This window comes from Exiguobacterium algae (assembly GCF_018617875.1).
In the GTDB taxonomy this organism is placed as follows: Bacteria; Bacillota; Bacilli; order Exiguobacteriales; family Exiguobacteriaceae; genus Exiguobacterium; species Exiguobacterium algae.
Map to the genome: position 1 here is coordinate 773,915 of NZ_JACSKZ010000001.1, position 13,400 is coordinate 787,314.

General features: G+C 51.0%; 12 protein-coding genes. 3 read left to right on the forward strand and 9 right to left on the reverse strand.

Going from position 1 to position 13,400, the window contains the following annotated elements; all coding sequences use genetic code 11:
- Window positions 1–66: 66 nt before the first annotated feature.
- Window positions 67–792, forward strand: a complete 726-nt coding sequence (locus tag KNP03_RS03955; RefSeq protein WP_214825594.1) for a DUF4261 domain-containing protein — start codon at window positions 67–69, stop codon at window positions 790–792.
- Between the two features lie 58 nt (window positions 793–850).
- Here the strand turns inward: KNP03_RS03955 and KNP03_RS03960 are convergent, their stop codons facing one another.
- From KNP03_RS03960 to KNP03_RS04000, 9 genes are all read right to left on the reverse strand, one after another.
- Window positions 851–1,741 carry a DUF5996 family protein gene (locus KNP03_RS03960; protein WP_214825595.1) on the reverse strand — a complete coding sequence of 297 codons (891 nt, stop codon included), beginning with the start codon at window positions 1,739–1,741 and terminating at the stop codon, window positions 851–853.
- A 109-nt stretch (window positions 1,742–1,850) separates the two neighbouring features.
- Complete coding sequence (locus tag KNP03_RS03965) at window positions 1,851–2,177, reverse strand: thioredoxin family protein (protein ID WP_214825597.1); 327 nt, start codon at window positions 2,175–2,177, stop codon at window positions 1,851–1,853.
- 19 nt (window positions 2,178–2,196) lie between these two features.
- On the reverse strand, window positions 2,197–3,048 hold the full coding sequence (locus tag KNP03_RS03970; RefSeq protein ID WP_214825599.1) for a DegV family protein: 852 nt from the start codon (window positions 3,046–3,048) through the stop codon (window positions 2,197–2,199).
- A 125-nt stretch (window positions 3,049–3,173) separates the two neighbouring features.
- Complete coding sequence (locus KNP03_RS03975; RefSeq protein WP_214825601.1) at window positions 3,174–3,593, reverse strand: RDD family protein; 420 nt, start codon at window positions 3,591–3,593, stop codon at window positions 3,174–3,176.
- A gap of 14 nt (window positions 3,594–3,607) precedes the next feature.
- A complete protein-coding gene (locus tag KNP03_RS03980; protein WP_214825603.1) occupies window positions 3,608–4,684 on the reverse strand; it encodes a nitric oxide synthase oxygenase in 1,077 nt (358 codons plus the stop codon).
- A 110-nt stretch (window positions 4,685–4,794) separates the two neighbouring features.
- Window positions 4,795–7,716: a type I pullulanase gene (pulA, locus tag KNP03_RS03985; protein WP_214825605.1), complete on the reverse strand. Its 2,922-nt coding sequence runs from the start codon at window positions 7,714–7,716 to the stop codon at window positions 4,795–4,797.
- Window positions 7,717–7,883: 167 nt separating this feature from the next.
- Window positions 7,884–9,542, reverse strand: coding sequence for an FAD-dependent oxidoreductase (locus tag KNP03_RS03990; protein ID WP_214825607.1), 1,659 nt, complete (start codon window positions 9,540–9,542; stop codon window positions 7,884–7,886).
- Between the two features lie 16 nt (window positions 9,543–9,558).
- On the reverse strand, window positions 9,559–10,845 hold the full coding sequence (locus tag KNP03_RS03995) for an arsenic transporter (RefSeq protein WP_214825609.1): 1,287 nt from the start codon (window positions 10,843–10,845) through the stop codon (window positions 9,559–9,561).
- A 19-nt stretch (window positions 10,846–10,864) separates the two neighbouring features.
- Entirely contained in the window at window positions 10,865–11,191 is a 327-nt protein-coding gene (locus KNP03_RS04000; RefSeq protein WP_214825611.1) for an ArsR/SmtB family transcription factor, read from the reverse strand.
- Window positions 11,192–11,394: 203 nt separating this feature from the next.
- Here KNP03_RS04000 and KNP03_RS04005 point away from each other — a divergent pair, with 203 nt between their 5' ends.
- Window positions 11,395–12,876: a SulP family inorganic anion transporter gene (locus tag KNP03_RS04005; protein WP_214825613.1), complete on the forward strand. Its 1,482-nt coding sequence runs from the start codon at window positions 11,395–11,397 to the stop codon at window positions 12,874–12,876.
- A gap of 78 nt (window positions 12,877–12,954) precedes the next feature.
- Window positions 12,955–13,368 (forward strand): universal stress protein, encoded by a 414-nt coding sequence (locus KNP03_RS04010; RefSeq protein ID WP_214825615.1) that lies wholly within the window; start codon window positions 12,955–12,957, stop codon window positions 13,366–13,368.
- Window positions 13,369–13,400: the final 32 nt, after the last annotated feature.

A 13,400-nucleotide genomic window follows, 5' to 3' on the forward strand; every position in this document is an offset into this window, starting at 1 on the left:
ATAATAGAAGATAGACTAGGCCTCTCCCGAGGAGGGGCCTAACTTCTTCAGAAAAGGATGATTGAAATGAACCGTACACAAGTCATGCTCGCCATTCCAGGGAATTGGTCATCGACCGATGCCGTCAGCGAACAAATCAGTTTACATAGTGAAGGCTATACGATGGCCGGATTGTTATTAGTAGAAGATGAGACAGGAAAAGCATTCACCATTGAAGTCGTCGATCGCGACCCGGCACTTGCCGAGGCGATGATTCACGCGAGCTCTGGTGGATTCACACCGAAAATCGCGAAAGGACTCGCCCGCCATACGCATATCGTGTATTTGATTGTCGATGTCAATGACATCAGTGACGTTGCCGCAGCCCGTCGTGCAGCGAACGCCGTCTTGAACGCGGGCGGACTTGGCGTCATGGTCGAGTCGGCAGGTGTTGCGTTCTCGAAAGACGAATGGCAGGAGTCAAAAGAAGAGGACCTCGCCCTCGACTACTCCTTGCTTACAGCGATCACGGAAGAGGAGAATGCCTATATGTCGTGGGGAATGAAAGCATTCGGTCATGCGGACGTGGCCGTACCGATGACACTCGACATCGAGGATGCCATCCACGTGATTCACTCGTTCAACTTCCACCTGATTTCAGGAGGAGCGATGTTCGGTGATGGCGACCATTTCACTTTCGAGGACGGACGTGCCTTCACGGTCGAGATGGGTGAAGATGAGCGGACGACAATCGACAACTTGTTGCATAACCCGTTCGGTTTGATCTACCTCGTACCGCAAGCAGCAGAATAATGAAACGATCCGTCGATGCCTCGAGACATTGACGGATCGTTTTTTCGTTTTTATCTGTTCAGCGTGTTTCATCCTCCAATTTGAGCGGCAAAAAGAAATACTCATGACGCTCCCACCCCACTTCCCCCATCAAAATCTCAAAAGAAGAACTAAAAAATTCCTGAATTTGTTCTGACGACCACTTCTCTATATGCAAAAAGAACTCACTCTTCTCAGGATCATAGTATGCGGGGTCCGGCTTTAACGTCTTCTGCTGAAGCGGTTTGAAGAGAAACGGATACGGCAATATGAAAAAACTCGGACGCTCAGTCATGGGATCACCAGGCCAAAAACCGAATTCCACCATGGCTTCATCAAAGGCGACGCGCTCGATGATTTTGTTCTCCGGATACGGGTGCTCCCGACTGTAGACGATGATGGAGGATACGTCAAACGTCCCCCAAAACAAAGCCGGCTTCACTTTACGGCAACGAAGCTTAGACAAATAGATGAGCTGTTCGTGCGCAGCTTTTTGAAACATTCTTAATCCAAGTCTCGCATGCGACGCATCGTAAGATAACGCGGTCTCATCGGTATCAAGAAGACCGGTAAATGCCATCTCTTGCGGTTTCGGATTGATGGTGACCTGAATCCCTTCAAATCGTAACTTGTTGAATAATGCGTCATAATACGATTTGATTGACTTGCCAGCTTCAATTGAGATGGAATGGGTTCGATTGTCGACGCACACCTCGATTCGCGACGTCAGCACATCGACATCAATTTGCAGGGCACGTTCTTTTTCAAACAATAGACCGGTCGTAAAGCCGTTCACCGTGATTGGTAAGGAAACATGTCCCCATTGCGGTTCTGGGGGTGCGAGCTGGAGTCGAATCTTCCCGAGCAACTGTGAAATCAAATGGAGCGTCTGTTTCGTCCCATCCCACTCCGAGTGTGTCAGAAGTTGCATGTTCTACCTTCCTTTCTGCACGTCTTCCCATTCAATTATTCATCGATGCAGGTCTTTACCCGTTCACCTACAAAAAAACCCTTCATCCTGTTTAGGAAGAAGGGCTGGTTTATGCATTTCTCATTTCCTGCATTCGCTCAAGCTGGTGAGTAAGTTCACCAATCGGGACGAATCGTGCGCGCCGCAACATCTCTTTTCCGTTGATGAAAAAGAGTACGACCGGGACCGTAAAAATGGAGTACGCACCGGCGATATCCGGCACTTCGTCCGAATCGACCGACACGGCTTCAATTTGCGGGAACTGCGCTAACATGTCTTTCACTTGAGGCTTCAGCGAATGACAGACACTGCAACCCGGATGTGAAACGTAGACGAGCAGTTGTTCTGTGCTCGCAATCCGTTCGTTCAATCCGGATAAGGTTGTCACGGCTTCCATCTTTCATTCCTCCTCAGATTTATGCGTCGAGCCAAAGGACGCCGACCGTCTCAAATCCGGCATGGACCGCGATTGACGGGCAGAACCGGGTTTTCACGATTTCGAGGTCGGGCAATTTTGACTGAATCAAGGCGACGAGGTCGTCCTGCATTTTTGGAGCGAGCGCCGTTTGGACAAAGACACGATTGTCTTTGACGCCTTTTTCGGCATGACGTCGTTCAAGCTCCGAAATCATTTCCGCGTACGCTTTTTTCATCGAGCGGGCTTTTTTGAACGGGATGACTTTCCCCGTCTCATCGAGGGTGATGATCGGCTTGATGTTTAAAATGTTCGCAAGGAACATCTCACCTGAGGATACACGACCGCCACGGCGCATCGTCTCCATGTTGCCGATGATCATGAAGAAGTTTTTCTTATCGCGCCACGCTTCAAGCAAGGCAACGATTTCTTCGACCGATTTTCCTTCTTTTTCTGCCGCAATCCCGATGCGAACGAGTTCTTGTTGCGCTTCAAGCGCTGCATGCGAATCGATCGCATATACTTTGAAATCAGCTGCTTCTGCCGCCGCGCTCGAATTTTTCGCGGTACTACTCAACCCGTTCGAGCAATGCACCGCGATGGCACAATCGTATCCCTCATCTTTTAAACGCTCATATCGCGCGATAAAATCTCCGAAGATCGGCTGAGATGTCTTGGCCTCTTTCTTTTGGTCAATCATGAACCGATGCAGGCTCTCAAGCGAAAGGTCCGTCTCACTGTAGCCGTTCCCGTCCACAATCAATTGAATCGGGACGATATCGACACCGAGTTGGGCTGCCTCTTCTTTTGAGAAATTGGCCATACTATCGGTAATCCATGCGATTTTTGTCATAACTGAAAATCCTCCAATGGTCGTTCATTTTTTTCCACTACCATTATACCTTATTTGATCGCCCTATTCCTACCCGACAGGTCAGCATCAAAAAAGCAGAACGACCTCGGTCGCTCTGCCCGCGCTTATCGCGTCGAAATCAGTTTCGTCTCGGCGAACTCATCATGTGGTAACTCGAGGTCTTTGTTTGACTTCATCCGCTGTACGGCACGAATGAGCGGGATGCCGAGTGTCGCCGGATAAACGACATCTTTGTAGAGCGTACGTTTCACGACTTGCTCAAGAGTGAGGGGGCGTCCGTCCGCACTGACCACTTTTATCCCGACGACCCGATCGCCGATCGTCTGTCCGTGTTGATTCAACAACATGCAAACCTCTCCTGCCATCGTCACGACGGTCGGTAAATAGTAGCGCTTCACGTCCTTGTCAGGCCAAATCTTTTTCCGGACAGCTTTTTCGATCAACTTCGCCGGTGTTTGAAAAATGACTTGGTCGATTTGACCCGCGACGGCGCGTTTCCATAATGGGACTGCCACAGCAATCATCCTTTCTCTCGGTTCTAGCCTTTCAATTCCTCTTTTGCCGGCTGATGAAACCCTGAGAACGGACACCCGCTCCTTGCGAACAGGTTTGGGGTCTTGATTGTATTTTCATAATGCCCGTGAAAAATGTGCGTCGTCGCCGGGGAAAGCGGTGGGATGAGCCAACTCCACTGCCCCGTCACGTCGCGCCCGGCATCGGCTTCATTTTTCTCGAACCGTTTGAACTGTTTGGTCGCCGTGTGATGGTCGACGATGGTGACACCTTCACGCTCGAACGACTGCAACACAGCAAGGTTCAATTCGACGAGTGCGCGGTCTCTCCAAAGTGTGCGTTCCTTCGATGTATCAAGACCGAGCGACTTCCCGACGAGCGGAAGCAGGTTGTACCGGTCCACATCCGCCAAGTTGCGCGCCCCGATCTCCGTCTCCATATACCACCCATTAAACGGAATCGAAGTGAAGCGGAGTCCCCCGATTTCGAGTTCCATATCCGCAATGGCCGGGACAGCATGCCATTTGATTGTTTTTCCGTCAAACAGATCATACGCTTCATGGACGATTTCCACTTCCAGTACGGCGTCTTCAGGCAATTCGTAGAGGCGGACGTCCTGTCCGTCCGTGATCATAAGGGGGAGGACATCAAACGCCGTCCCTTCTCCGACCCACCCGAGTCGTTGTGCCTGTTTTGTCATCCGGACAGATAAAGGATCGCCCATAACCCCCTCCCCGGTCTCATAGCCGGCATAACGCACGAGTTGGGTGTTCAGGATTTTATATTCATTCGGAAGGACAGTCATCGTCGAGCGGATCTTTCCACCGTTCGTCGCATAACGCAGATGCGCAACGATTTTCTCGAACACCTCATCACTCGAACTGGCCTCTCGCGCATCGATCACATGGAGCGTCTGCCAAAACAAGCGCCCGATGCAGCGGTTCGAGTTGCGCCATGCAAGCATGGCTCCGGCCGTCAATTCTTCTGTTGTCAGCGTGTACGTGCCGGTCGTCGCCAATTCGAGCTCAATCGCCTCGAGCCGCTCGCTTTGGTCCCCGTCGAGTTGTGAGAAAAAGTGTCGGGCTGCCTGTAATCGGTCCATCATGTCGCGCTCCTCTTCTAGTCTGTCTCCCTCATCTTAGTGAAAACCATGAGTTTTCGCCACTTTCGTGCATAAAAAAGCGGTCCGAATCGTTCGGACCGCCTCTTCTCTTAAAATTGTGACAAGACATACGTATGATATGCCGGTACGGTGACGGTACCCGACACGCGGTCGAGCGTCGCCGTTCCCGCCGTGTCCCCGTCGACGATGACGTTCCACTTCCCAGCCGGAAGTGTGATGTCGACCGCAGTCGGATTGGCGTTATGCGTTACGAACAAATCTGTCTTCTGTCCTGGCGCCTCTTCATCAATCACGTATGTGATGACAGCAGGATCTGAATCGAGGAACGTCAGGAACTGCTTGACGTCGCTCGCCTTCGTCATACGAAGACCCGGATTGTCTTTCCGCATGGCAATCAACCCTTTCATGTACTGGACGTCCGCCTCGCGGTCTGCCGCCCGTTTCCAATCCAATTGGTTGATATAGTCTGGTGATTTGTACGAGTTGTGGTCGCCTTCTTTCGTCCGCATGAACTCTTGTCCCGCGTGAAGGAATGTCGTCCCTTGGCTCGTCATGAGGATGCTTGACGCGAGACGGTGCATGCTCGTGCGGTCCGCCTCCGAAGCTTCCGGATTCGTCAATTCAAGTTTGTCCCAAAGTGTATGGTTGTCATGCGCTTCGACGTATGTGATCGCTTGAGTCGGCTCTGCAGTGAACCCATGGATAGTGTCGCTGTAGGCGATCTCCCCGACGATTCCCGTCTTGACGCGGTTCTCGAGACCCGCTTTTCCGTTGACGAAACCTTTGTCTCCGTCGAAGAAGACGCTGCCTTTCAAGCCGTCGCGGATGTTGTCGTTAAAGTGCGCAATTCCCGGCATTTGAGCCGCATTCTTTTGGTTTGCCTTGAGTTCCGCAGCGAGCGGTGTGCCGAGATCCCAACCCTCACCGTAAACAAGAATGGATGAATCGACGTGATCGAGTGCTTCACGTACTTTGTTCATCGTGCCGACGTCATGGATACCCATCAAGTCGAATCGGAATCCGTCCCAATGATATTCCTTCGCCCAATAGACGACTGAATCCACAATAAGTTTTTGCATCATTTTCCGTTCAGAAGCCGTATCGTTTCCGACCCCAGTACCGTTCGCGAAATCACCATTTTCCGTGTAGCGGTAATAGTAACCCGGAACAATCTTATGAAGGTTTGAGGCTTGGCCGTCAAACATGTGGTTGTAGACGACGTCCATGACACCGCGTAAGTTGTTGTCATGCAGCCCTTGAATCATTTGTTTCATTTCCGTGATTCGTACTTTCGGGTCGTACGGGTTCGTTGAGTAAGAACCTTCCGGTGCGTTATAGTTTTTCGGGTCATAGCCCCAGTTGTACGTCGCCATCGGGTTCGTCTCATCGACAGAAGCCGTGTTGAAGTCATAGACTGGGATGAACTGGACGTGTGTCACGCCGAGGTCTTTCACATGGTCCAGTCCTGTTTTTGTCGTTGTCTTCTTCCCATCGATGAGAAGACGCGTGCCCGTCTCGATCACGCCAAGGAATTTCTTTTTGTTCGTGATGCCTGAGTCGAGTGAATCTGACGTCACATCAAAGATGGAGAAGTCACGAACGTGCGTCTCGTAGATGATGGCATCTGTCGATTGCTGAAGCTTCGGCTTCATCGAGTTCCAATGCTTCGGATTCGTTTCTTTCAAATCGACGATGACACCCTGATCACCGTTCACGCCGACGGCTGTCGCATACGGGTCAACCGCGCGGACGGTTCCTGTCGCATGTGTGACCTGGTACGTATAACCCGTTCCATCCAAATCACCACGAACTTCGGCCACCCACGTCCCGCGTTCGCCACGCTTCATGGCAATCGTTTTCGTCAAATCGGCATCCGTCGCCGGACGGTCGGCCGGCATGTCCCAAAGTTCGAGCTCGACGTTTTGTGCAGTCGGTGCCCATAGGACAAAGTTCGTTTTTGACTTCTGATACGTGACGCCGAGCTTGCCGTCATAGGCGTATTTCGCGTCAAACTCTTCTGAACGAAGTACTTTCCCTGCTTGCAATACGCCCATTCCAAACTCAGAATGTGTCGCCGTGATGACCGTCGATAAATCGATGTCTTCTTCGAATTGAAGCGTGACCGATTTGTCATCTGTCTGCTCGACAGAAGCGACTTTCGCCCCTTCAACGGTCAATCCATCGATAAACGAATCATCGATGACACGGTTCGTTGTGAGTGTCGCCTGACGGAACGTATCCGCTACGAACGAAACGATTTTTGGAGACCGGTCAATCACCGGCTCAGAATAATAGATGGTCGAATCGCCTTCGACGAGCCAAATCTCCTGCGCGGCACTGAGGACGAACCGGTCCCCACCATCTTTCTCTGTCCATTCACCTTTTTTCGTGATCAATCCCATCAATTTTTTTGATTCCGGGTTTGCCATCTTCACGGTCGTGACCGCACCATATGCATCGGTTTCCTCGAATGCGGTGCTCTGTCCGTTACCGCCGTCCGGCCAAGTCCAAAGACCCCAGTCCGTGTATGTATTGTCGTACCGGAAATAGTGAACTTTCATATCGACTTCCGTCGAGGACGTCTCCCCGTTCGGGTTGATCGGATAGACCGTCGCATCACCTGACTTGATCCACACTTCCGCTACGCCGTCCTGGATCATGCTGTTCGTGATGAACCGGTCATTCTCTGACCCTTTGTCTTTCTCCCAATTATCTGTGCGGACGATCAAACCGATTCGCTCAGGTGAGTCGATCGGGAATTCATACGCCGCCACTTTTCCGAACTCGTCCTCGCCATTGAAGGCAAATCCTTTATTCGGGAAGTAATCCGGGCCGTTCGCCCAAAGCCATAAGTTCCAATCCGTTTCATTGTCTGGTGCTTCTTGGTAGTGAACGACGACCAAAGTCGACTCCCCTTTATCCAAGGCAGACGTTGCCAGTGGAAACATCGACAGAATTAGTGCAAACGTTAGCACAACTGCCCACACTGGTTTCCAATGTTTTTTGACCATGAGGGTCCCTCCTTGTAGCACAAATTTAAGAAAACGCTTACATTAAAAATTGTAAACGTTTCCCTTCGCAACTTCAACGTTATTCTGATAAAGTGCTAAACTGGATTAACATGAAAAACTGTAGGCGATTTGTTCGCCTACAGTCTCAAATCCGTCTTGATATTCAATCAATTGCCGTATTTTTTGAACAATTGATAATTCTTGTTTCCACCTGACAAGTTATAGACGTCTGTGAATCCGAGGTTGCGGAGCACATTTTGTGCCGCATTTCCAGTCACGCCTTTGTTGCAGTAAACGACGGTCGGTTTCTGTTTGTCGAGGTCTTGTGCCGCTTCACGCAACTTACCGAGCGGGACATTGACCGCGCAGTCGACGCAGGTCACCTCGTATTGCTTAGCGGCACGCGTATCGATGATTTGCATGTCTTCCCCAGCATCGATGCGCTTTTGAAGTTCAGCCGGCGTGATCAATCGAGCCGATTGGTTCATGCTGTTCGCGAGAGCCATCCCGGTATACATGACCGGGTCTTTCGTTGTCGAGAACGGCGGTGCATAGGCGAGGTCGAGATGGAACAAATCATCCACTTTCGCCTTGAACGTGATGGCCGTGACGAAGACGTCAATCCGTTTATCGATTCCTTCGAAACCGACGATTTGAACTCCGAGCAGACGACGAGTCGCACGGTCAGCGACCGCTTTGATTGTCATTTCTTTGCCACCCATATATTCCGGTTTGTCCGGTTTCGTATTGTGTAGCACTTCCACCTCATAACCGAGTTCACGTGCCTCTTTTTCAGATAGACCGGTCTGGGCGACCGCAAGACCGAACACTTTGAAAATACCCGTACCGAGAATTCCCCGGTGTTCGAGGTCGCCTCCGGTGATGACGTCTCCGGCAGTCCGGCCCATCTTGTTCGCCGTCGATCCGAGCGGACGCCAAATCGGTTTGCCCGTCACGATGGAGAAGCTTTCCGCCACATCTCCTGCTGCATAGACTCCCGGCAGATTCGTCTCCATCCGCTCGTTGACAGCAATCGCACCGGTCTCACCAATCTTGACCCCCATCGACATCGCGAGTTCAACGTTCGGACGAACCCCGACCGACAAGATCACCATGTCGGTGTCAATCGTCTTCCCACTCTCTGTGACGATGCGCTCCACATGCCCGTCTCCTGTAAGCTCCGTCACCGTCTCTCCGAGCATGAGCTCGATGCCGTTTTTCTCAAGATGATCCTCGACACGACATGCCATGTCTTTGTCGAGCGGTGGCATCACTTGCTGCACACGTTCGATGATTGTGACGTCTATACCGCGAAGCTTCAGTTGCTCCGCCATCTCGAGTCCGATAAAACCGGCCCCGATGATGGTTGCATGCTTCGGATTCGTCGTATCGACAAATGTCCGTGTCGCTTCCGCGTTTTGAATGTTTCGAATCGGGAAGACGTTGTCTGCCTGAACACCCGGAATCGGAGGTACGACACTCGTCGCCCCCGTCGCGAGCACAAGCACATCATACGTGTCTGTAAACGTTTCGTTCGTCTCGAGGTTTTCAACCGTGAGTGTTTTTGCTTCCGGATCGACGGATGTCACGTGATGACGCGTCAAGACATCAATGTTATAACGTTTTTTAAAGAAAGCGGCGTCTCGCGGTGTCAAATCGTCTCGCGATTCGACTTCTCCCCCGACATAGTAAGGAATCCCACAGCCGGAGTACGAGATATCGTAATCCCGATCGTAGATGGTGATTTCCGCCTCTTCGTTGTTACGCCGTGCCTTCGCTGCGACCGATGTACCGGCTGCGACCGAACCAATGATGACTAACTTCATATAATCCACTCCTTCATTAATATAGTAGTAAGCTGATATATAATCCAATCAACGTAATCGCGAGTGTCGGGACCGTCAGGATGATACCGACCTTGAAATATTGTCCCCAGCCAATCTTGACGCCTTTCGTGCGTAAGACGTGTAACCATAGTAACGTCGCAAGGGACCCAATCGGTGTGATTTTCGGACCCAAATCTGATCCGATAACGTTCGCATAAATCAATGCTTCCCGAATCTGCCCCGTCGTACTCGTCAAATCGATCGCAAGCGCATCAATCATGACGGTCGGCATGTTGTTCATAACCGAAGACAGGATGGCCGCCAAAAAGCCCATGCCGAAGGTCGCGCCAAACGTATTCACGGCGAACCAGTCGATGAAGTTCGCGAGCACTTGTGTCAGGCCGACGTTTTGCAAACCGTACACGACAATATACATCCCGAGGGAGAAAAAGACGATGGCCCATGGTGCGCCTTTGACGACTTGTTTCGTTTCGACCGCTGACGAACGGTTCGCCATCACTAAAAAGAACAAGGCAATGACACCCGCGATGAGCGAGACTGGAATCCCGATGACATCACTCGTGAAATATCCGATCACAAGAAGACCGAGGACGACCCATGATAAACGGAACATCGTATGGTCTTTGATAACCGAAGCCGGCTCGACGAGTTTCGATAAATCATATTGCTTCGGAATGTCCTTCTTATAGTAGAGATACAGGACAAGCAAACTCCCGATTACGGCAAACACATTGACGAACACCATTCGTGCCGCGTATTCTGCGAAACCGATGCCAAAGAAGTCAGCCGAGACGATATTGACAAGGTTTGAGACGACAAACGGCAAACTCGCCGTATCGGCAATGAATCCGGAGGCCATGACATAAGCCAAGACGACCGCATCCGGTAATTTGAGTGCCCGTACCATCGCGAGGACGATCGGCGTCAAGATGAGGGCTGCCCCATCGTTGGCAAATAGAGCCGAAACGAGGGCACCGAGCAGCGTGATGTAGACAAAGAGTTTCTCGCCACCGCCACCGGCAATCCGCGCCATATGTAGTGCCGCCCACTCAAAAAATCCAATCTCATCTAAAATAAGAGAGATGAGGATGACGGCGATAAACGTGAAGGTCGCATTCCAAATGATGCCCCAAACCGTGGCGACGTCGTCGAGATGGACGACCCCGGTGAGTAAGGCGATGACAGCCATCCCAATCGCTGAATAGCCGATGCCAAGACCTTTCGGCTGTTTAATGATCAAAAACAGGGTAACAACAAAAATCAAACTAGCAATCCACTGCACAACAACTTCCTCCAATTAACTATGATGATTTAACGTTACACGTCGAAGCAGACGTACCGGTCGGGTCGTGAAGTTCGACTTGTCCGAGCAACTCCATGACGAGGGGATAGAATGGACTCGCTTCGTTCAACCGATAATGAATCCATTGTTTGTCCCGACGTTCGAGTAACAATCCCGCTTGACGGAGCATTTTTAAATGACGGCTGATGGCCGGTTGTGAGATGTCGAAGCAGTCGACGAAGCTACAGGCACACTGCTCATCCGTCTCCATCTGTTTGAGCATCGCTAAACGTGTCGGGTCACCGAGCACCTTCAGCACTTTACTCAATTCTTCCACCGTATGCATGTCCATTCCCTTCCTTTCTGTATAACGAAATCGTTATATAACGTTCCCGTTATGAAATTACCATAGTTTTTTAATCGAAGCAATTGTCATTTCAAGAAGAATTGGGTATGATGAAACACGTTGAAAATGAACGGATGCTTTCATTTGATTTTCGTGAGAGTCGAGAATCAAATCATTTACTATCTATAGAAAGGTGTGTTTTTTTGGAAAGATTGAACACGTTGAAACACGAATGGTTCGGAAATGTCCGAGCCGACATCTTAGCCGGGATCGTCGTCGCACTCGCGCTCATCCCAGAAGCCATTGCCTTCTCGCTCATCGCAGGAGTCAATCCGATGGTCGGGCTGTATGCCTCGTTCATCATCGCCATGGTCATCTCGATCGCCGGCGGTCGTCCTGCCATGATTTCTGCTGCGACCGGTGCGATGGCGCTCGTCGTCGTCTCGCTCGTATCGGACCACGGACTCCAGTACCTGCTCGCAGCCGGAATTTTAGCCGGAATCATTCAAATCGTTCTCGGATATCTTGGTATCGCACGTTTGATGAAGTTCATCCCACGGGCGGTCATGGTCGGGTTCGTCAATGCGCTCGCCATTTTGATTTTCCAAGCGCAGTTATCAAACTTTGAAGGGGAGAACTGGATCATTTGGGCCATCGTCGCCGGTTCGCTTGCCATCATCTTCTTATTCCCACGCGTGACGAAAGCCATTCCGGCGCCACTCGTTGCCATCATCATCATGACGATTCTCGCAATCACGCTCGGACTTGATACGAAAAATATCGGAGAGTTGGGGACGATTTCGGCAACACTACCGGACTTCCTATTCCCGGACGTACCGTTCACGCTTGAAACCCTCACGATTATCTTGCCTTACTCTGTATCACTCGCGTTTGTCGGATTGATCGAATCGCTCTTGACGTCTCAGATTGTCGATGACATGACAGGCACAGATTCGAACAAAAATCGTGAATCCCGCGGACAAGGGATCGCGAACATCATTGCCGGCTTCTTTGGCGGCATGCCAGGATGTGCGATGATCGGACAGTCGGTCATCAACGTTTCTTCCGGTGCACGGGGTCGTCTTTCGACATTTACCGCCGGACTTGCCCTCTTTATCATGATCATGACGATCAGTGATGTGCTCATGCTCATCCCGGTCGGTGCCCTCGTCGGCGTCATGTTCTTCGTGTCCTATGCGACATTTGATTGGGGTTCATTAAAGGCGATGCGTACGGCTCAAAAATCAGACACCGTCGTCATGCTCGTCACCGTCATCGTGACCGTCTTCACGCATGACCTCTCACTCGGTGTACTCGGTGGGATTTTGACGGCGGCGGTTCTATTCGCAGCCAAGATTTCAAAAATCGACTTAGGTCGACACGTGTCTGCCGACCGCGCGGAATACACGGTGAACGGTCAGCTCTTCTTCGCGTCAACTTCTGAGTTCGTCAACCAATTCGACATCTCGGAAGATGTGGAAGCAGGCGTCAAACAGGTGACCATCGATTTCGCCAACACACATTTATGGGACGACTCGGCCATCGGCGCCATCGATAAAGTCGTTTTCAAATATCGGGAAGTCGGCATCGAGCCGGAGCTCCTCAACTTGAACAAGGATTCAGAGAAACTTCTTAACACACTCGCCCTTCACTTGAAACAGCAGGATGCAAACGCCGGACACTGATTTTCCATTTTCTCTGTCCGTGATTGCATCACATCGCCTATACTATAAGTAGTACGTGCGAAAGAGGAGGCGTTTTTCATGGGAAAGGTATTTTTAGCGGCAGACGGTTCTGCCCACTCGAAACGTGCGCTTGAAAAAGCGATTCAGCTCGCCAAGGCGGCAAACGCATCGATTGATATCGTGCATGTGATCAGTGCAAGAGAATCAAAAGAGGCCGCTTTGAACTCGACTGGAAAAATTGACTTGGAGACGAAACGGAAGCAGATGCTCAAACCGTTGTTTGATTTGGCAGAAGCGGAAGGCGTCGAGTACGAATATATCGAGCTTCGCGGCGAACCAGACGTCGAGCTCGTCAAGTATGCGAATCACGAACCGTACGAATACGTCGTCGTAGGTTCCCGTGGATTGAACACCTTCCAGGAATTTGTTCTCGGCAGTGTCAGTCACAAAATGGCAAAGCGTGCGCTCGCACCGGTCATCATCGTCAAATGACAAACCATCCCTGTCTCTTCGGAGATGGGGAT